At 59.1% G+C, this 17161-nt stretch carries 27 protein-coding genes; 15 read left to right on the top strand and 12 right to left on the bottom strand.

All coding sequences use genetic code 11. The features are described 5' to 3' along the window. Positions 1-32: 32 nt before the first annotated feature. From SynA1825c_RS05970 to SynA1825c_RS05960, 3 genes are all read right to left on the bottom strand, one after another. Positions 33-227, bottom strand: a complete 195-nt coding sequence (locus tag SynA1825c_RS05970) for a hypothetical protein (RefSeq protein WP_186470717.1) — start codon at positions 225-227, stop codon at positions 33-35. A 126-nt stretch (positions 228-353) separates the two neighbouring features. Next, complete coding sequence (locus SynA1825c_RS05965; protein WP_186470716.1) at positions 354-545, bottom strand: hypothetical protein; 192 nt, start codon at positions 543-545, stop codon at positions 354-356. A gap of 69 nt (positions 546-614) precedes the next feature. Next, positions 615-932 (bottom strand): DUF3303 domain-containing protein, encoded by a 318-nt coding sequence (locus tag SynA1825c_RS05960; protein WP_186471057.1) that lies wholly within the window; start codon positions 930-932, stop codon positions 615-617. Between the two features lie 666 nt (positions 933-1598). On the opposite strand from SynA1825c_RS05960, the gene SynA1825c_RS05955 reads away from it, so the two are divergent. Continuing rightward, on the top strand, positions 1599-1847 hold the full coding sequence (locus tag SynA1825c_RS05955; RefSeq protein WP_186470715.1) for a DUF1651 domain-containing protein: 249 nt from the start codon (positions 1599-1601) through the stop codon (positions 1845-1847). Further along, positions 1798-2019, top strand: a complete 222-nt coding sequence (locus SynA1825c_RS05950; protein WP_186471255.1) for a hypothetical protein — start codon at positions 1798-1800, stop codon at positions 2017-2019. Before SynA1825c_RS05955 ends, SynA1825c_RS05950 begins: the two co-directional genes overlap by 50 nt. 775 nt (positions 2020-2794) lie before the next feature. Here SynA1825c_RS05950 and SynA1825c_RS05945 read toward each other — a convergent pair. Together SynA1825c_RS05945 and SynA1825c_RS05940 are read right to left on the bottom strand one after the other, a co-directional pair. Continuing rightward, positions 2795-3064: a cupin domain-containing protein gene (locus SynA1825c_RS05945; protein WP_186470714.1), complete on the bottom strand. Its 270-nt coding sequence runs from the start codon at positions 3062-3064 to the stop codon at positions 2795-2797. 23 nt (positions 3065-3087) lie between these two features. Beyond that, a complete protein-coding gene (locus SynA1825c_RS05940; protein WP_186470713.1) occupies positions 3088-4410 on the bottom strand; it encodes a Rieske 2Fe-2S domain-containing protein in 1323 nt (440 codons plus the stop codon). A gap of 59 nt (positions 4411-4469) precedes the next feature. Between SynA1825c_RS05940 and SynA1825c_RS05935 the strand changes: the two genes are divergently transcribed. Further along, positions 4470-5402, top strand: coding sequence for a bestrophin family ion channel (locus tag SynA1825c_RS05935; protein WP_186470712.1), 933 nt, complete (start codon positions 4470-4472; stop codon positions 5400-5402). A 67-nt stretch (positions 5403-5469) separates the two neighbouring features. Continuing rightward, the gene (locus tag SynA1825c_RS05930) at positions 5470-5874 is read left to right on the top strand and encodes a DUF1499 domain-containing protein (RefSeq protein WP_186470711.1); all 405 of its coding nucleotides are present in this window, start codon (positions 5470-5472) and stop codon (positions 5872-5874) included. A 232-nt stretch (positions 5875-6106) separates the two neighbouring features. On the opposite strand, the gene SynA1825c_RS05925 is transcribed toward SynA1825c_RS05930, so the two are convergent. Continuing rightward, a complete protein-coding gene (locus SynA1825c_RS05925; RefSeq protein WP_370593785.1) occupies positions 6107-7237 on the bottom strand; it encodes an NAD(P)-binding protein in 1131 nt (376 codons plus the stop codon). Between the two features lie 259 nt (positions 7238-7496). Between SynA1825c_RS05925 and SynA1825c_RS05920 the strand changes: the two genes are divergently transcribed. Continuing rightward, positions 7497-7661 (top strand): hypothetical protein, encoded by a 165-nt coding sequence (locus SynA1825c_RS05920; protein WP_186470709.1) that lies wholly within the window; start codon positions 7497-7499, stop codon positions 7659-7661. Positions 7662-7695: 34 nt separating this feature from the next. Here SynA1825c_RS05920 and SynA1825c_RS05915 read toward each other — a convergent pair whose 3' ends face one another. After that, the gene (locus SynA1825c_RS05915; RefSeq protein ID WP_186470708.1) at positions 7696-8370 is read right to left on the bottom strand and encodes an SDR family oxidoreductase; all 675 of its coding nucleotides are present in this window, start codon (positions 8368-8370) and stop codon (positions 7696-7698) included. Between the two features lie 103 nt (positions 8371-8473). Here SynA1825c_RS05915 and SynA1825c_RS05910 point away from each other — a divergent pair, with 103 nt between their 5' ends. Further along, positions 8474-8701 carry a TIGR02450 family Trp-rich protein gene (locus tag SynA1825c_RS05910; protein ID WP_186470707.1) on the top strand — a complete coding sequence of 76 codons (228 nt, stop codon included), beginning with the start codon at positions 8474-8476 and terminating at the stop codon, positions 8699-8701. Here the strand turns inward: SynA1825c_RS05910 and SynA1825c_RS05905 are convergent. Continuing rightward, positions 8687-9352, bottom strand: a complete 666-nt coding sequence (locus tag SynA1825c_RS05905; RefSeq protein WP_186470706.1) for a methyltransferase domain-containing protein — start codon at positions 9350-9352, stop codon at positions 8687-8689. The genes SynA1825c_RS05910 and SynA1825c_RS05905 overlap by 15 nt on opposite strands. Positions 9353-9466: 114 nt before the next feature. Between SynA1825c_RS05905 and SynA1825c_RS05900 the strand changes: the two genes are divergently transcribed. Further along, on the top strand, positions 9467-9766 hold the full coding sequence (locus tag SynA1825c_RS05900; RefSeq protein ID WP_186470705.1) for a hypothetical protein: 300 nt from the start codon (positions 9467-9469) through the stop codon (positions 9764-9766). A 6-nt stretch (positions 9767-9772) separates the two neighbouring features. Here the strand turns inward: SynA1825c_RS05900 and SynA1825c_RS05895 are convergent, their stop codons facing one another. After that, a complete protein-coding gene (locus SynA1825c_RS05895) occupies positions 9773-11308 on the bottom strand; it encodes an NAD(P)/FAD-dependent oxidoreductase (protein WP_186471056.1) in 1536 nt (511 codons plus the stop codon). Between the two features lie 152 nt (positions 11309-11460). Between SynA1825c_RS05895 and SynA1825c_RS05890 the strand changes: the two genes are divergently transcribed. Next, the gene (locus tag SynA1825c_RS05890; RefSeq protein WP_186470704.1) at positions 11461-11997 is read left to right on the top strand and encodes a rhomboid family intramembrane serine protease; all 537 of its coding nucleotides are present in this window, start codon (positions 11461-11463) and stop codon (positions 11995-11997) included. Here the strand turns inward: SynA1825c_RS05890 and SynA1825c_RS05885 are convergent. The 3 genes from SynA1825c_RS05885 to SynA1825c_RS05875 are packed head-to-tail and all read right to left on the bottom strand — an operon-like array spanning position 11994 to position 12934. Beyond that, complete coding sequence (locus SynA1825c_RS05885) at positions 11994-12224, bottom strand: hypothetical protein (protein ID WP_186470703.1); 231 nt, start codon at positions 12222-12224, stop codon at positions 11994-11996. The two genes, SynA1825c_RS05890 and SynA1825c_RS05885, sit on opposite strands and share 4 nt — an antisense overlap. Positions 12225-12277: 53 nt before the next feature. Next, the gene (locus tag SynA1825c_RS05880) at positions 12278-12661 is read right to left on the bottom strand and encodes a hypothetical protein (protein WP_370523191.1); all 384 of its coding nucleotides are present in this window, start codon (positions 12659-12661) and stop codon (positions 12278-12280) included. Between the two features lie 48 nt (positions 12662-12709). Continuing rightward, a complete protein-coding gene (locus SynA1825c_RS05875) occupies positions 12710-12934 on the bottom strand; it encodes a hypothetical protein (protein ID WP_186470702.1) in 225 nt (74 codons plus the stop codon). A gap of 78 nt (positions 12935-13012) precedes the next feature. Here SynA1825c_RS05875 and nth point away from each other — a divergent pair, with 78 nt between their 5' ends. From nth to SynA1825c_RS05840, 7 genes are all read left to right on the top strand, one after another. Then, positions 13013-13666, top strand: coding sequence for an endonuclease III (nth, locus tag SynA1825c_RS05870; protein WP_186470701.1), 654 nt, complete (start codon positions 13013-13015; stop codon positions 13664-13666). A 14-nt stretch (positions 13667-13680) separates the two neighbouring features. Beyond that, entirely contained in the window at positions 13681-14484 is an 804-nt protein-coding gene (gene thiD / locus SynA1825c_RS05865; protein ID WP_186470700.1) for a bifunctional hydroxymethylpyrimidine kinase/phosphomethylpyrimidine kinase, read from the top strand. 66 nt (positions 14485-14550) lie between these two features. After that, positions 14551-14787 (top strand): chlorophyll a/b-binding protein, encoded by a 237-nt coding sequence (locus SynA1825c_RS05860; RefSeq protein WP_186470699.1) that lies wholly within the window; start codon positions 14551-14553, stop codon positions 14785-14787. A 58-nt stretch (positions 14788-14845) separates the two neighbouring features. Further along, positions 14846-15115 carry a hypothetical protein gene (locus SynA1825c_RS05855; RefSeq protein WP_186470698.1) on the top strand — a complete coding sequence of 90 codons (270 nt, stop codon included), beginning with the start codon at positions 14846-14848 and terminating at the stop codon, positions 15113-15115. Positions 15116-15139: 24 nt separating this feature from the next. Beyond that, positions 15140-15736 (top strand): hypothetical protein, encoded by a 597-nt coding sequence (locus SynA1825c_RS05850; RefSeq protein ID WP_255478462.1) that lies wholly within the window; start codon positions 15140-15142, stop codon positions 15734-15736. A 2-nt stretch (positions 15737-15738) separates the two neighbouring features. Then, entirely contained in the window at positions 15739-16575 is an 837-nt protein-coding gene (locus SynA1825c_RS05845) for a PfkB family carbohydrate kinase (protein ID WP_186470697.1), read from the top strand. Positions 16576-16599: 24 nt separating this feature from the next. Beyond that, positions 16600-17124: a DUF1993 family protein gene (locus SynA1825c_RS05840; RefSeq protein WP_186470696.1), complete on the top strand. Its 525-nt coding sequence runs from the start codon at positions 16600-16602 to the stop codon at positions 17122-17124. Positions 17125-17161: the final 37 nt, after the last annotated feature.

The raw sequence follows: 17161 nt of genomic DNA, 5'->3' as shown, positions 1-17161 counted from the left end.
CACAAGCCAGCGCAGCAGACTGGCAAAAGCCGTTAGCCCAACTCGACGGCGTCAAATTTCAGATGCGCATCATTGCCCATCTGCATTAGAAATTGAATCTCCGATTGATCCGACAACATGATGCACGTCTCTTCGACGCCATCCTTGCGGTAGCAATACGCATCAAAATGGCGCGGATCCTTCGATGATTCGAAGACATCCCCGTTTCGCATCACAAAACGCGTCATTTCAATCAAGCATGTGCTCTCTTGGTAATCCTTATGTGCTAGATCGTCAGGTGATTATTGATACTGAGTTTTGATTCACAGATGTTGGAGCCATCTTCAGGGACGAGAGCTTCAACATTGATCATCTCAGCACTGTGCTGGATCAAACTGATCGCGACGCTCTTTCAGGTGCTGCAGACCTAGAGCCATGCGATGCAACTCAGTCGCCGACAAAGGGCGAACTGCCGCCATCAACGCATCATCAGTCCAGTAATCGGGACTATCGAGGGTTCCTAAATGGAGAGGGCAAGACGGACCACCGGTCAGCATGACGGTCACCTTTCGATTCTCTTCATCATGCTCCAACGGTGGCCCTGAACCAAACGATTGGCTTCAAGGCACGCCAGATCACTCGACCGCCGCCGCCGCTTCGACACCAGGCCATAGAGCTGCGAACTCGGCATCGGAAACGACAGCCGTGACCTCAAACTGAATGCCGAAGCCTTTGATCCAAGGACCCAGGTGAGCCCAAACCTTGCCGATATCAGTGGCTACGGCGATGGCAACACCACTTCCGCTGATGGGCTCACAAACGCGATATTTCAACTCGAAGCCATCAAACCTGTCACCAGGACCACCAGCATTGATGTAGTCCGCAAAACCAGGGCATGAGTGCCAGGCGCCTTCCACGGTCGGAAACGTCCAGACGATCAGATAGTGCTGCACAGTTTGCAAGCCAGGTGTGTTCTCCTTAGCTACAGCAGCGGGATTTGCCACGGATCATCCCGGGATGGGGATGCTGATCGAAAAGTGATGCCGGGGGATCGATCAGGAAACCACACGACCTGCCTTGTCTTTCCCATAGAGGGTTTTGTATAACTTTCAGCTCATCAATTGAGCGTCAGGCTCCCCGGCAGCTGGCTTCAAAACCAGCAATGGATCACTCGCATGGTTCTGGCTCCTGTGTGGTCTTGCATGCCAAGACGTGCTGTACACACCCACTCTCGTAGGAATCAAGAATCCCGGTCCTGATCACGATCAACCTCAGCTGTGATCTTGCTCACACGGTTGACCAATCCGTCAAAGGCGGAAACGCCAGGCGTTGTGATCCCATTGGTTTCTAGGGTGGCTTGATGAAGACAAGCCAACGAGGCTGCTGCGGCGCCGGATGCGCGGATTGCCCGTTCAGGCCTGCACCACCCCGCAAACCATCAGCGCCAACACCGAGCAACTGAGGCAACCGTGGAACGGAGCAGCCATGTGCATTGACACATGCGTACTACCCGAATAGAACAGGTGTATCAGCAGCGGATCCATGGCTCCCAGCTCGCCCTACGCACCGTTTAAGGCCGAGGAGTGGATGCGTGAATCCCTCATCACCCCACGCAAGCGATGTCCCGTCACGGCTGGATCCAGGACCCCCGCACCCAGGAAACGAAGCGGTTCCACGATGATGAAAAGAGCCAAAAACGCGACCCCAGGGTGTTCGTGGATTCAGGGCGACCTTTTCCAGACCAGCATCCTCTCCTGACCACCCGCTTGCACTTACGAGAATCGACTGCAGACCTGCTCTGGCGCGAATTGCTGCGCGTTGGTTGGCAGCCATGTTGCCCCCAATGGAATGCAGACGCCGATATTTAGATCATGCCGCATTGCAACAAGAGAAGACACAGCATCAACAAATACCCATCGTTTATCCGATCAACACCAAATCAACCCAGCTGCGATGAACTCCACTTTGACGGCACTTCAACTGCTGAACGCGCGACGCAGTTTCAAGGAAAATGCCGGCCAAAGAAAAGAACAAAGCTGATCAAGGCCACGTTGAACAACGCCAGGGCGCCACAGAAAAGCAACGTCAACATGGCGCACTAGCGGTCATTTTTTTCTGCCTCTCGAGCACCAATCGCCAAGGCAGCAATAAAAGGAAGAATCGCAATTGCCGTGAAAATTTCCATTAAGTCACTGTCCATGTTTACAACTGAAACTCTGGAGTCAGGATGCGTGCATCACGACTCATCGCGGGTCCTTGGAATTTTTCAGGGAGGGTAAATCTGTCGGCTGGGCCAGCACGTAGACAACTCCAGCTGTGATCACAGCGACAAACGCGATTAGGCCATAGATGGCAGACGTGTAATCGGTCATCGCATTGCCCATGAAGTTATGCGAAGCACGCTAGTCACTTTGTAAAGCTCTGTGACTAGGTGTTTGTACTGATAAGCGTCGTGGATACAAACGATCAGCTTTTGGCTCGAACGCGGCTGGCCTTGGTCCACATGCGGGATGCTCCCAAGGCACTCAGTAATGAGCAGCCCAAGAAAGCAAACATCAGCACAAAGGCATCGGTGCAACTCAGCGTGTTGCTGTCAAAGCAATAGATCAGACCCATGATCACGGAGATGCCAATCGGGAAGGCAAGCGCAATCAAAATGCCCAGCAGAACAAAAAGCCGAGAGCAAAAATCCGAAATCGCGTGCGCTCAGGAATCGCCATCGTCAATCGTGATCAGCACGTGATCTGTGCCATCGGATCTGTTGCAACGTAGACACGATCGAAGCGTGCGGCAAAGACCCCAGACCATTCCGCGATCAACCGAATTGGTAATGCTTCCTGACCGGATGATGCACCTCCCAGGTGCAGGAGAGTCCAGCAGGAAACTCCACCAGATCACCATCAGAAAATCGCACCGGCTCACCTCGATCTGGAGTCACGGTCACGTCTCCCTCTAGCAACAGACAGGTTTCACGTTGATCGTAATGCCATGGAAAGACACTGACTTCACAAGCCCAAACGGGCCAATCTCGTGCACCTAGAGCCAGGATCACGCTCTCCGGACAGTTGGCGGTCACACGGATCATCGCTGGAGCACCTCCCGCGTCGTTTAACCACCATGATTGCGCGGAGCCTGCCCGTCACCAAGCGTCAGGCCACGCTCCCAGCGCTTGAAGCGCTGCTCCATGACCCACGCGATCAAGGCCAATCCAAGCCCCAGATAGCTGAGCCACCCCAGCTGACCCAAACCGACCAACACAGCACTGATCCACAACAGTCCCCAACACCAAGGCTGCAGTCGCCGGACCCAGATCAAGGCTGTGGAACAGCTGCGGCAATGCACGGTGTGACTGTGGTATCGATCCATCAAGCTCTCCACCGCTTGGCGTGGTGGGAGAGCCTGTCCAGCGAAGGGCTCGCCTCCATGGGTGTTCACCCAGCGATGCAAAGCGGCTACGTAACGGTCCGAAGCGGTCGGCAAGTAGAAGGCGCGTTGGGCCTCAGAGCTCCCGCCAGCGGCCTCGAGCACACGTTCCTGCCAATGGAGGAACACCTGGTCATCCTCCAACACCTTGTGGTTGCCAATGTGCTGCAACCAACGCGGCCGCAGTCCGATCAGGATCCGCGGCAACAATGACGAAAACTGAAAGGGGAAGCGAGCAAACAAACGGCATTCACCACGGCGGATGGGCACGGCGTAAACCACGGTGAGAATCCGCGCGAAACCCTTGGCATTCAGGTCATGCCACATCAATTGCGGTGCCCGGAACTGCGTGAGCTGTGAACCCAGCTTTCCGCGTCTTGGCCCCTCCTCCCACAGCGCTTCAAATCCACGCCAACTCTCAGACGAGATCACCGCTTCGACCGGAGCAGCATTCTCACGCCGGCCGACGGTTTGGTGATGGGTAAAAGGAACGTGGCTCACATCGAGAACATTCTCAAGAAGAGTGAGTGCATCCATCGGCAGATCGCGGAAGGTGTCCTGAACGATCCAGCCATCAGCCCAACCCTCTCCCTGTTCCTGGAGCAAGGGAACTAACGGAAGATCCTCCACGCGGGCCCCATCGGGGTCACCGCTCCAAACAAACAGGAGTCCCTGGGCGGATGCCGTCGGCAGGGTTCGGCAGCTCGCACGGCGTCCACCCGGAGAGCAGGACTCCTGCATCTGCGGAATCCGGGAGCAATGCCCTTCTCCATCAAAACTCCAGCCGTGATAAGGGCACTCCAGCTGACCGGCCGCATTGATCCGTCCCTCACTCAGAGGCACCAGGCGGTGTGGGCAGACATCCTCAAAGGCCCGCCAATCACTGGCTTGGGCATCCCACCAGAGCACAAGATCGCGCTCGAGCAGCGTGAACCGGTTGGGGCGATGGCGCTGGAGATCGCGCAGGTATGCCACAGGCCACCACTGCTCTGTCCAGGTGGAATGCATCGGCCAAGCACAGCGGCAGTCATGATCGCCGGAGAAAGGGAGTTGCCGCGACTGAACCCATGATTGAGCTCGGAGATTACGGACACCCTCCAGCGATTCGGCGCCGGGACTACGGCGTGGTCATGCTGACACTGGTGTGGCGCATGCGATTTGACCTCCTTCTCCTGCTGCTGATCAGCGTGTTGGTGGCCAACGGGTTGGTTCCACGCGGCTGGACGGGCAGTGCCAGCGCGGTGAGGATCCTTGGCATCGCCGCATCGATTTTCATCGGTTTCCGCAACACCCAAGCGATTGGACGCTGGTGGGAAGCTCGCAAACTGTGGGGCAGTGTGGTGAATGTCAGTCGCGAATGGGCTGACACCTTGCGAGCTCACCTCGACAGCAGCCGACCGTCTGGACGCCTGGAACGCAAACTGTTGCGTCTCCAAGTGGCCACGGTGTGGCAATTGAATTTCCAACTGCGCAATTTCTGGCATCGCGATCTGCGCGCCTTCCAAGACCAGTTGTTGAAGGATCTGAAGCTGCCGAGCAGCACCAGCCTTCGTCAGCTCGGCGCGCTCCGTGGCGTGTGGATCGGTGACCTGCACCGCGAGGGGTTGATCGATGGATTTGGACGGATGCAGCTCATGGCCCTTGGCAACGCTTGCACCGATGCCATCGGAGGCCTGGAAAGGATTCGCAACACCCCGCTACCTCCGTCTTACGACGTGTTCGTGCGACTGCTGTCCTGGTTTTTTGGTGTTTTGTTGTTGGTTTATTTCCATGACCTCGAACCCACCATTCACGCTCGCGTTGGCGGTGTGGTGATCGTGATGATGTTCCTCATGGCGGAGCGCATCGGCGCTTATGTGGAGGGTCCATTTGATTCCGACGGCAGCAGCTTTTCGCTCCCGATCGACAGCATCTGTCTCACCATCAGCCGCGATCTGCTGGACCATGCAACCGAGCACGTGCAACACCTCAAGTCCAGCGACCCGGTGCGCTGGACCTGATCACAGGCCGGAGTTGAACGATCCCTCCTGAGCCATCAGTGCCCTACTTCTCCACCACCGACCTTCCATGACGTTTCTTTCAGCGATTACGCTCCCGCTGATGTTGGCCCTCTTCCATTTCGTCGGCCCCGTTCCCACTGACCTGGGCATCCAAGCCGGACATCTCAGCCCTTGCCCTGGACCGGCGCATTGCGCCAGCGCCATTTGGCCCGTCAACGACGCAGAAACATCCTTAGCCACCTTGGCTGAAGCAATCGAGGCAGACCCCTCCGCAACAATTGTTGAGCGCGAAGCGACGTACCTGCACGCCACATTCAGCAGCAAGATCTTCGGTTTTGTTGACGACGTTGAGCTGCTTGCATCCCAGACGGACAGCTTGGAGGCCCGCTCCATTTCACGGCTTGGAGACTCCGATCTGGGAGTCAATGGGCAACGACTACAACGCCTCAGTGACGTGTTGCCTTCCCGTTGATCTGTGCTGCTGAACGGGATTCAAGTCTCCAGCCGCCGGGTTGATCCATCATCTGGGCCAATCGGCCTCGGAGCGCCACGCAGTCGTTGCACTGACAGGGGTCGTCGTCATGAACGCTGGAATGAAGCCGGACAGGCTGAAAACGTCGTTGCATGATCAACACCATTTGACCTGTTTTGACGCGGGAACGGCATGGCGACCACCACAGCTTCAAAATCCTGTGATGAATTGTTCATGTCTCTGCGATCGAAAAGCACGCAATGCGTTCGGCCAGATTCAAAGCACTCTGAAGAGCACCTTCGGCCATTCCGAAACCTTGACCTGCGATCCAGTCGCCACAAAAGCCAACTCTCGCTTCGGAACACCACTGCAGATCCGCTGACAACCCCTGATGCAAGGGCTGAGCAGCACCCCAGCGCATCACCCCCAGCGATCGTGCTTGAGCCAAAGCGTTGCTGAGTGCAGACCAGGGCTGAACCAGGTCGGATAGCGCCTCCATCAGCTGCTGCTCATGACGCCGAAGCAGCTCAGGCTGCGAATCCGGCGTAATCACAGCGCCATCGTCGAGTCCATGAACCACCAGGCCCAGACGCTGGTCCTGTTGGGGATGCAGAACGAGACGTTCCACGCCAAATCGCTCCTGGGCTTGAGCCGTTAACCAAATCTGTCGCGGCAAGTGGTTGCTGGAGACCTTTGGAAGTTCCAACATCAAATTCCAGCGCACGCTGGCGTCCAGGCCGGCGATCTGGTGCAGCGCCGCGTCGAGCTGGGGATCGAATCCCACCGCAACGGCCTCACGTAAAGGCACATGCTGCCAACCGAGCATGGCCAGCGAACGGGGATGCGCCAGCAACGTGCCGCTCAGGACAAGAGCTCTGGCGTGGTGACCGCCGGTGAGATGCCAGACAGAACCATCATGACGGAGCGTTGTAATCCTCTCTCCAAAGCGGGCTTCCACAGCCTCACCTCCATGGGCGAGCAACGCTTCAGCAACGGTCGCCATGGTGGGAGTGCCGCGCCAGCGAGGACCGCTCAAGAGCAAATGGTCTGGTGACGGCACTTGTCGCCCAAGGTGATCAACACCAACCACAGGGGCGTCATCGGGGCGGATGACATCGCTTCCCTGCAGACCCGCGATCAGGTCGTTCAATTCACCCTGCGGAGCTTGCGTGAAACTCAGCGTGGGAGAACCATGATCAAGACGCCAGCGGTCGTCCTCACGACGTCGTCGCGTGGCACAGCGACCTCCGGGTCCCCGACCTGCCTCGAGGAGCAGGATCGATCCCTTCCAGCCACGCCGCTGCAAGGCTGCCACGAGGGCACAGCCGGACAGGCCAGCGCCGATTACGGCCAGATCAACCACCTTCAAATCCCGGACTCCTGCTCGGATCCAAAAGAGTCTGAGGGACGGCGCAAAAAAAGACGGGTGGCGGCCCGTCTTGCTCCTTCCCAAGAGCGTCCCGGAGTGGAACTCCGTTGAGACTTTCATCGCATAGGCGTGCTTTCAACGCTCTAGGAATCGATACTCAACTGAGCTGGCATGCGCTCTCCAGCACAAAGGTGTGCCACGAACAGATCAGGTCCTTCGCAACACACAAGCTGGAGGCAATGATTCCTGGCCGATGTCCCCCTTGTTTCAGTGCCTGATGTGCGGACAGTCGATTGAACGCTCGATGAAAGTGTTCTGGAAACGCAAGGGACATCTGTTGTGCTCCACCTGCAGGGATCGAATGGACAGCGAACAGCCCACCCCCAATCCGCCATCAGCACCAGGCGAACCGCGCTGATGGATCCACTGCCGTGGAGAGCAGTTCCATCACCTCATGACCAGGAAGCCATGGCCTGATTCAGGCTCAGCACAGGTTGTTCTGCGGAACTGGTGACCTCGAGAATCTTGCCAATGGACGCGGGTGTGTCCAGAGCCTCCAGACAACAGCGCGCGACGAGACGACGGGGGATGGAGTTGCTGGTCTGCTGATCAGCCACTGTCCAGAGCACACCCTCTTGCTCCAAACCTTCTTCCCGTTCTGACAGACCTCCTGGACGAATCACCGTCCAATCCAGACCACTCGTTTCCAAGGATTGCTCACCGACGCGTTTCCACACCAAGATCAAGCCGAAGAGATTGAGCATGTGTCGCCAATGTCCGGCACACAGCGACGACACCAGCACCACGCGCTTGACTCCCACCCGCTGACAGCTCTCCACCTGTCGCTTGACGCCCCAGGCATCCACCTTCATGGGGCCCGTCAGATCCACGGAGGGGCGTGCACCGGTCGCGATCACCAGCGCATCCACTCCCTGTAGAGAGGCATCCAGGGCCTCACCATCCATCAGATCGAGGCGATGCTGTTCACAACCTTCTAGCGAAGCTGGAATCGTCGACTCGGGGCGCAGCAGCAGTCTGGCTTGATCACCGGCCGCGAGAATCTCCTCCGCAATCCTGAAACCTGTTTTGCCGGAAGCGCCGCTGACGGCGATGGTGCGAGCGCTCATCTGTATCTGTTTGGAATCGGTCTCAACAAGTCTCCAGGTGCCATGCAGACGCTGTCGGTCAATGCGCCAGCATCATGAACACCCAAAGATGCAAGAACGCTAAGTGACCTGGAAGCCAGCGAAGGCCTGGACCAGCGCCGCACCGCGGTCAGGACGACGGCACTTTCGACTGGTGCTCCAGGGCGGACGTGGCCCTCAACGCTGGGTGGAGCTGGTGTCGGTTCTTAGCCCTGAAGTCCGTCTGCGTCTGCTCTGGAGCGAATTGCGCGACACCAAGCTCTGGCAAAGCGGGTGGCAATGCATCTCCCTGGAGCCATCAGAGAGCGACTGAAGGCAACGGTTTTCCTGCAATCACCGCAAAAAACGGATCGCCCTTGCCTCCGATCCAACCCAGTGGACCTGGCCGTTGAGTTTCCTCAGCGATCAGCTCAGGTTGAGACCACCCCTGGGCCATCAGCACCTCGGCCACGTAGCGGAGGTGATCACGGTCGTCGCCATCTGTCCAGATCTGCGGTGCCTTGGTGAAGAACATGCGGTTGCTGAACGCGCAGATGACCTGGCCTTTGGGGCGGGTGATGCGCAACAACTCTGCAGCCACAGCCTCCGGCTGTTGCAAATACTGCCAGCCGGCGACGATCAACGTGTAATCAACACTGTCATCTTCGAGCGGCAGCCTCTGGTCGAGGTTGAGGTTTTGCACCCAATGCCGATCCAGCCGTGGATTGGCCTGCAATTCCTGGGCATTGAGCCCATGGCCGATCACCAGCTCGTAACGCTGATCGTCGGGCAGATGACTCACCCAGCTGCTCATCAGATCCAGCACCACAGCGCAGCTGGGAATGCGGTCTCGGTAGAGCCGGGTCAATCGGTAGCGAAACGCTTCATCCAGATGCTGGACGAATCGAGGCTCGCTGTAGAAGAGCGCGTCATCACTGCCATCGAGCTTGTAACGCTCGTTGTCGCTCAACACCGGCACGACCATGGGAAAGGCCTGCTGTTCAAAGACAACCGGAACCTAAAGAAACCATCAACAAAGCGCGTCCCCACCCTCAACTCCGTAGCTAGTGAAAGGAGGAACCCTCACCGTGTCATTGCCATGGTTCCTCCCTATGAGCATGAGGTCTCCAGCAACGGTCAAGCCGCCGTCGCCGAGCCGGAACTGACCGCCACCACTGGACTTCGCACCGTGCGTGAGCACGTGGTGCAAGCCATCGATCCTCTGCAGAAGCAGCTCGACGCCAAGCTGCATGAACTGGATGAGACCCTGCGCCCCCGTCTCGAGCAACCCGTGAAGGACCAACCTCTGATCGCTGTCGCGATTGCCGCGGCCGGAGGCGTGCTGCTGGGTGGTCTCACCGTGCTGACACTTCTCGCCGGCGGTCGCCGCTCTGGCTGAGCAGCCTCAGTGGGACAAGCTCTCCAGCAACTGCTTCTGAGCTGCCGTGCCGGCAATGGCGTGGGCCGCCATCGCACCGCTGGCGGCCACCGGTGGGATCCCGATCCCGGGAAACGTGCTGGCGCCACAGTGCAACAACCCTTTCACCGGGGTCTGAACACCCGGAAATAAACCTCGGGCTGCCGACAACGCCGGACCGTAACTGCCCTGATGCACCGAAAGAAAATGCCGATGGGTCAGCGGGGTTCCTTCCATCACGAGCTTGCAACGACTGCGCAGATCTGGAATGCGCTGCTCGAGCACATGCCAAAACACCGAGCAGCGTTGCTCACGCATCCGCTCGTAGTCAGCTGAATTGTGCTCCAAGCCGCTCCAGTGCTCCCACGGCTCATTGGCCGGTGTGTAGGCATGCAGCACGTGATGACCTGGTGGTGCCATCGAGGGGTCAAGCACCGATGGAATCGAAACCACCACCGCATTGCGCTCGGCGTTGATGCCCCGCTCCCAGTCCCCAACCCAAACGGTGTGAATGGGCAAGTCATCGAGACCTGACGCATCGAAACCGAGGTGAAGATGCAGGAACGATCCGCAGGCCGGTGTCTGCCGGCGCTGCTTCTGCCAAGCGGGTGCACTGGAATCTGGAAGAAGAGCGGCTGTGCTCCAGGCATCGGCGTTGCTCACCACATGATCGGCATGGATCCGCTCCCCGTTCACAAGCTCAACGCCGACGGCACGATCACCATCCACCAAAATTCGCTCCACGCGTGCACCACGACGCAGGCTGCCGCCAAACTTTTCGAGCCCTCTCACGAGCGCGGCCACCACCGAGGCACTGCCTCCCTTGGGGTAGTCAAGGCTGGCCTCAGGATCAAACCACTCGCCGAACAACGTGGCCATCGCCGCCGCGTTGGTGTCGGCCATTGGCATGCCGCTGATCAGGAAACAAAGCAAATCCACCCAGTGCCGGAGGAAAGGATCCTGCAGGTGACGATCCACCAGAGGCCCGAAGGCGCCACTGAGATGGCGTAACGCCGGCAAGTGCGGCAGCAGCTTTCCACTGCGACGCAGCAATGGACCCAGACCATCGAGTCCACCGGGAGGAAGCGCCAGAAGAGGCATGGCATCCGCTGCAGCGGCAATCGGCTTGAGAACCTCGGCAAAGCGACGCCATTGCTCGACCGCCTCTGCACCGCGCAGATCTGCAACCACCTGTTCGAAGCCATCTGCGCCCACGCCAATGCTCAAGTGGCCTTCTGGAAACAGAACGTCCCATTCGCGATAGGAAATCACCTCAAGGGGTTCGTCCAGCGCTCTGAGGATCTGAGCCAGGGGATTGCTGCTGGGCCAACGGCCCAGACCACTCCAAAGAGACGGTCCGGATTCGAACTGAAATCCCTGCCGGTCAAAGCCATGGGCAGCGCCACCAGCATGGCCGTGGGCCTCCAAGACAAGAACATCGAGGCTTGACCGCGCACACAGCGCCGCACAGCACAATCCACCAATTCCGCTGCCGATCACGATCACCTGCTCTCTGGTGGTCATCGATGACCCGCTTGGCGCACTCGCCTGGTCATAGCCGGTCGCACCGTTCATCCGCCGTCAGCGCACTGGCACGGATGGCGATCCATAGCCTTTCACTTCACGTTGTTGTCCGTTGTGGTCATGATCGCCTTGCAGAAGCCAGTCCGCTCGCTGTGATAGCACTCCCTCTGATTTTGCTGGGATTGGCCTGGCTCCAGGAGCTGCTGGACCAGTTGTTGTTCGCGGGACGCTGGAATCTGGCCATGGGTCCCGGCACGCCATGGTGGACCTTATTCACGGCCCCATTCAGCCATGCCGGTCTGGGGCACCTCGTGGCGAACAGCCTCGTTTTCCTGCCGCTCAGCTACCTGGTGCTCGCCAGAGGCACCCAGGCTTATCTCGCCGTTTGGATCTCCGTGATTCTTCTGGAGATCCCGATCTGGCTGGTATGGCCTGTGGGAGCCCATGGATTATCCGGCGTGGTCTACGGGCTGCTGGGTTTTCTTGTGGTGATTGGTTTCCTGGACCGACGTCCACTCGCGATTCTTCTCAGCATGGTGGCCGTCTTGCTTTATGGAAGCGCTCTGCCGGGGTTGGTGCCCTGGGCCTCTCCAGCCGGCGTGAGCTGGATCGGCCACGCGTCAGGGTTTGTCGCAGGTTTGATCGCTGCTCTGGCGGTGAGACGCTCACCTGGAGAGCTCAAGGATTAATCGGCACTCGCGTCATCGTCTGGGGCCTGAACCAAAAACCGCTGCGAGAGCTTGACGGCCAAGACCGCTGCAGCAGCGCCGTAGCCGATGAATGTGGCGGCCTGGCCAAAGCTACCGGTCTCATAAAGATCGGCATTCAGCAACACCCAATCCACCAGTGACGAAGCAGTGCCCCAAATCACCACCCAGACCGAGACGTAGATGACCCCGCGCGCCGTGCTGTTCACAGAAAGGAAAACCGCTTGCTCTGACGTTAGAAGAACCTTCGCAGCAGAACCTTTCAGTCGCGCCTCAACCAGGGATCCGCTCCTCCAAACCAATCGCCGAGATCATCGCGATCCGGCCGATGCTCCTGATTGGGCTCTGAAGCACCGAGATCAAGCTCGTTGAGGAAACCATCCATGCCACTGAAAGGGTGCCCGGCGAGTTGTTGTCGACGGGCCTGTCGTAACCACGACGCCACGGTGCGATCGCAGTCCGCGAATTTCTGCAGGTAAACACGTTCCTCGAGGCTGACGCTGGTTCCTGTGGCCAAGCGCCTGAGGATGGCTTGAAGTTTCAGCCGAGTGCTGGTGGTGAGCATGGCCAAATCACGACGTTTGAACGGGTTGTAGGCAGCCACAGCAACCCCGTTGTCGTGATTCACACCATCTTCCAATCGCAACAGAGCTCTGTGCTGCGGTGTTTCAGCAGTAACCCCATGAATGCAAGCTCAGCCCCCTTCCATCGACTGTTGATGGCTGTGCTGGCGAAACAGGTCGCCGACGTCGTCTGCGGGCAGCGCAGGCTCCGGTGGTTTTGGCTTGGAGTCGCTGGGTCCGGGATCGTCGGTCTTGCGCGCTTGCGACCCGTCACCTTCAGCCTTCTCTTCTCGCTCCACAACTCGCAGGTAAGCCTGCTCGGATGCTGAACGACTCTTGCGTTGTGCGGAGGCCATGGCTGAAGGGCCTGGACTGCGGCAAATCTCTCACTCCTGTTCAAACGCTGCAATCATGGCGACCCGATCAGGAAGGTCATGAAAAAGCGTGAACGGGCTGCCCTGGTGCTGGATCGACTAAGTGAGCACTACCCGGAACCACCGATTCCACTCGATCACAGCGATGCTTTTACCTTGCTGATCGCGGTGCTGCTCAGTGCGCAGTGCACCGACAAAAAGGTGAATGAAGTCACGCCAGCACTGTTCGAAGCGGGGCCAACCCCTGAAGCCATGGCAGCACTCGGCGAGGACGCCATCCTTGGCCATATCCGACAGCTCGGACTGGCCAAAACCAAAGCGCGCAACGTGCACAAACTGGCGCATATCTTGGTGGAGGTGCACGGCAGCCAGGTGCCTGCAAGCTTCGAGGAACTGGAAGCATTGCCCGGAGTGGGGCATAAAACCGCCAGCGTGGTGATGGCTCAAGCCTTCGGAGTTCCGGCGTTTCCAGTTGACACACACATCCACAGGCTCGCCCAGCGATGGGGGCTAAGCAGCGGTGAGAGCGTGGCGCGAACAGAACGGGATTTGAAAGCGTTGTTCCCCGAGGAACACTGGAATCGACTTCATCTCCAGATCATTTTTTACGGACGGGAGTACTGCACAGCCAGAGGATGCGACGGCAGGGTGTGTCCTCTGTGCAAGGAGCTGTACCCCAACCGGCGCAAACCGGTGATCTGGAACAAACCCTGACGCCACCAGCAGCGATGACCACGCGGCCCAACCATCTCAAACCACCGATCGCCCTCACCATTGCCGGAAGCGACTCCGGTGGAGGCGCTGGGCTGCAGGCTGATCTGCGTGCCTTCATGGCCTTCCACGTGCATGGCTGCTGCGCCATCACTTGCGTGACGGCGCAGAACACCTGCGGTGTTGAGCGGGTGGATGCTTTGCCAACCGTGGGCTTGAAGGCGCAATTCGACGCCGTGCAGAAAGACCTAGGCATTGACGCGCTCAAGACTGGGATGCTGCTGAATATCGAGCTGATCCAGGCCACCGCGACGATGCTCAAGCCGTTGACGATCCCGAAAGTGATCGACCCTGTGATGGTGAGCCGCACCGGGGCTGTGCTTCTGGAGGAACAGGCAATCCAAGCCCTGCGCAACGAGCTGCTGCCTCAGGCGACTGTGCTCACGCCCAACCGCCATGAAGCGCGGTTGTTGAGCGGTCTTGAGCTGAATGACGCCAGTTCCGTCGAACGAGCGGCGGCCGTCATCCATGACCAGGGGCCATCAGCGGTGCTCATTAAAAGCGGAAGCAACCGGACCCACGGCGGACGCGATCTGCTGTACGACGGACAACCACACTGGCTTGCAGGGGACTGGATCGATACCCCCCACAGCCATGGCACCGGCTGCACGCTCTCGGCAGCGATCACCGCTTGCCTGGCCCATGGAGACACGCTCGCCAATGCGATTGACGCAGCCCGCCACTACGTCAAACAAGGCCTCAGGCAACCTCTGGCCATCGGCCATGGCCAGGGACCAATCTGTCATTGGGTCTCGGGCTAGCAAGAGGGAGATCGACCGAGAAAAAGGCAACCTTCCGTTACACTTCTAAATATTCGCGTTTAATGCATGGCCAGCCAACAAGCCAGCGAGAAGTGGTTTCAGGATTCCGCCAACCATGCCATCCATGCCGAGCAGCTGGAGCGTGTTGAGCGCTTCAACGGCCGTGCCGCCATGCTCGGGTTTGTGATCGGCGTGATCACCGAAGCCATCACCGGACAGGGAATCATCCATCAGATCGGCCTCGGTCCACTGGTGGATGGCTACGCCGCCTGCAGCACCAAGTTCCTTCCGTTCTGTTTCTGATTCGTTTGCAGACTCAGCAGCCCTCACCCCTAGGGTTGAGGGCTGTCAGATCGGAGACATGGCTCGCAAGCGGCGCAAACTCAGCAAAGACATGGAGGGTGAGATCAAAGCAGCCCAGAAAAAGGTGGAATTTGTCTCGGCCATGATCCGAGACATTCGCGAAGAGGACATCCAGAACGAATACGCTGAAGCTTTTTCCAGAGTCCACGCCGCCTGCACTCACCTCGCCCAGCTCTACGTCACCGATGGCGTCACTGAAGAGAGTGAGGGCACCCTGGCGCTCTACAAAGGCTTGTTGAGCCAATTCGAAGAGGAATACGAACTCTGAGCTGGCCGAAGTGGCCGTTCCTCCATGGCTCTGGTGCGAGAACCCGTTAAAACCGGACCGTCTAGCCCAGAGCACGCCATGGCCGACCCCAGCGACCGTTCTTCATCCAGCGCAGACCCGCGCTGGTTCGTTCTGCTGATGGCGAGCCGCTGGCCATTGGCCGTGGCCTTGGCCGCCTGGGCCGTCGCGGTGGCAGCGATTCAGATCCTGCGCCAGCCCATCCCCATTGGTCTGCCTCTGAGCCAGCCACTGCCCGTGCAGCTGGTCGGTGGCATCACGGTGGATCAGCTCACGGCGCCCGTGCGGGTCATGGGCGAAGAACCCTTGATGATCCAGGCCGCTAAAACGCTTCCTGTTGCCGGCGATGTTGCTGTGCCCAAGGGCGTCGCGGTCAGCGAGCCCGTGCAGGTGGAAGGGGATGTCGCGCTCTCTGGTCCCGTCACGGTGAATGAGGTCACCCAACCCGTGATGGTGCACGGTGAGGACGGTGAAGCGCTGATGGTCGCGACCCCAGATGGAGAGCGCTTGAACGTGTATGGCGGCGTGAAAGTGGATTCGGTCGGCGGCAAGATCAGCGTGCAACTCCGCGATGCCGCCAAATCTTTGCTGCCCATTCCCTAGCGATGACTCCCACACCATCCGTCGTTGACCTGCAATCTCTGCGCCTGGCGGTGGTGGGACATCAAGAGTGGGTCACGTTTCTGGAGGTGGATGCCCTGCCACAACCTGGCTGCATCAGTCGGGCAAGCCGTTCCCTCGAGGAGCCAGCCGGTGCGGGCGCTGTGGTCGCCGTGCAACTGGCGCGTCTAACCGGTCGGCCGGTGCTTTTCTTCACAGCACTGGGGCGTGATGCGATTGGAGAACGCAGCGTTCAACGCCTGAAGGAGCTAGGAGTTGAACCCGTCGTGGCTTGGCGGGACGGGCCAAGCCGTCGAGGGATCAGCATGATGGATCCTGGAGGAGACCGGGCGATCACCGTGATCGGCGACCGCCTCACTCCCATGGCCCATGACGCACTCGGTTGGGACCAGCTCGCGGACTGCGACGGAGTGTTTGTGTCCGCGACCGATGCGGATGGGCTGCGGCTTGCTCGTCAAGCGAAGGTGCTGACGGCGACACCCAGACTGCGCTTACCCGTGCTGCAAGAAGCCTCCCTGCCACTGGATGCCCTCATCGGCAGTGGCCTCGACCCCGGTGAGCAACTGCCGCCAGGATCCCTGGAGCCAACCCCCACGGTGCAGATCGCCACAGAGGGCGACGCAGGCGGACTGCTCATCCCTGGAGGCCGTTTCAGCGCCGAACCTCTCCCTGCTCCGATGGTGGAGTCTTATGGATGCGGCGACAGTTTTGCTGCAGGGGTGACAGCGGGGCTAGCTGCTGGCTGGTCGGTGAACGATGCCGTTGCACTGGGGGCTCGTTGTGGTGCAGCTTGTGCCACACGCTTTGGCCCCTACGGCTAGAACCGGACCATCCAGGGTTCTGCGATGAGCACCGATCTGCACTCTCTCGTGATCCCCCAGCTGGAACGGGTGCTCACCAACCTGCGCGACATCTTGGAGCGAGCCAGCCTGGATCTCGAGCAACGGCAGATTCCTGAGTCGGTTCTGCTGTCGAGCAGGCTTTATCCGGACATGTTTGATCTGCAGCAACAGGTGCAGGCAGCCACAGACATCGCCCGCCGAGGCACGGCGCGGCTGATCGGCGAAGAACCGTCGTCAATGCCCGACAGCGAAGCCAGCTTTATGGGCCTGATCAACCGCGTTGACTCCACCCTCTGCACCTTGCGGGCTCTACCGGCCGAAGCCTTTCTCGGCGGAGAACAACGCGCCGTGATTATGCCGATCCCCAGCAGCTTCGGCGGCGGCCAGTTGGAGTTCAAAGCCCTGGAATTCTTCACTGATTTCCTGCTCCCCAACGTCTACTTCCACTGCTCCATGGCCTACGCCATCTTGCGGCACAACGGCACAGCGATCGGCAAAGCAGATTTCCTGGGGATGAAGTCAACGTGATGAACATCGTTGCCATGAATGGCCAGGTTCAGAAGCT

This window comes from Synechococcus sp. A18-25c (assembly GCF_014280035.1).
Classification (GTDB): Bacteria; Cyanobacteriota; Cyanobacteriia; order PCC-6307; family Cyanobiaceae; genus Synechococcus_C.
Note: the sequence above shows the minus strand (reverse complement) of the source record. Positions and strands in the feature narration are given on the sequence as shown.

Coding starts and splice junctions, on each gene's coding strand:
- SynA1825c_RS05970 (WP_186470717.1), bottom strand. CDS start 227: ATGACGCGTTTTGTGATGCGAAACGGGGATGTCTTCGAATCATCGAAG.
- SynA1825c_RS05955 (WP_186470715.1), top strand. CDS start 1,599: ATGTCCCGTCACGGCTGGATCCAGGACCCCCGCACCCAGGAAACGAAG.
- SynA1825c_RS05945 (WP_186470714.1), bottom strand. CDS start 3,064: ATGATCCGTGTGACCGCCAACTGTCCGGAGAGCGTGATCCTGGCTCTA.
- SynA1825c_RS05940 (WP_186470713.1), bottom strand. CDS start 4,410: ATGCATTCCACCTGGACAGAGCAGTGGTGGCCTGTGGCATACCTGCGC.
- SynA1825c_RS05935 (WP_186470712.1), top strand. CDS start 4,470: ATGATTGAGCTCGGAGATTACGGACACCCTCCAGCGATTCGGCGCCGG.
- SynA1825c_RS05930 (WP_186470711.1), top strand. CDS start 5,470: ATGACGTTTCTTTCAGCGATTACGCTCCCGCTGATGTTGGCCCTCTTC.
- SynA1825c_RS05920 (WP_186470709.1), top strand. CDS start 7,497: ATGTCCCCCTTGTTTCAGTGCCTGATGTGCGGACAGTCGATTGAACGC.
- SynA1825c_RS05915 (WP_186470708.1), bottom strand. CDS start 8,370: ATGAGCGCTCGCACCATCGCCGTCAGCGGCGCTTCCGGCAAAACAGGT.
- SynA1825c_RS05905 (WP_186470706.1), bottom strand. CDS start 9,352: ATGGTCGTGCCGGTGTTGAGCGACAACGAGCGTTACAAGCTCGATGGC.
- SynA1825c_RS05900 (WP_186470705.1), top strand. CDS start 9,467: ATGGTTCCTCCCTATGAGCATGAGGTCTCCAGCAACGGTCAAGCCGCC.
- SynA1825c_RS05895 (WP_186471056.1), bottom strand. CDS start 11,308: ATGACCACCAGAGAGCAGGTGATCGTGATCGGCAGCGGAATTGGTGGA.
- SynA1825c_RS05875 (WP_186470702.1), bottom strand. CDS start 12,934: ATGGCCTCCGCACAACGCAAGAGTCGTTCAGCATCCGAGCAGGCTTAC.
- nth (WP_186470701.1), top strand. CDS start 13,013: ATGAAAAAGCGTGAACGGGCTGCCCTGGTGCTGGATCGACTAAGTGAG.
- thiD (WP_186470700.1), top strand. CDS start 13,681: ATGACCACGCGGCCCAACCATCTCAAACCACCGATCGCCCTCACCATT.
- SynA1825c_RS05860 (WP_186470699.1), top strand. CDS start 14,551: ATGGCCAGCCAACAAGCCAGCGAGAAGTGGTTTCAGGATTCCGCCAAC.
- SynA1825c_RS05855 (WP_186470698.1), top strand. CDS start 14,846: ATGGCTCGCAAGCGGCGCAAACTCAGCAAAGACATGGAGGGTGAGATC.
- SynA1825c_RS05850 (WP_255478462.1), top strand. CDS start 15,140: ATGGCTCTGGTGCGAGAACCCGTTAAAACCGGACCGTCTAGCCCAGAG.
- SynA1825c_RS05845 (WP_186470697.1), top strand. CDS start 15,739: ATGACTCCCACACCATCCGTCGTTGACCTGCAATCTCTGCGCCTGGCG.
- SynA1825c_RS05840 (WP_186470696.1), top strand. CDS start 16,600: ATGAGCACCGATCTGCACTCTCTCGTGATCCCCCAGCTGGAACGGGTG.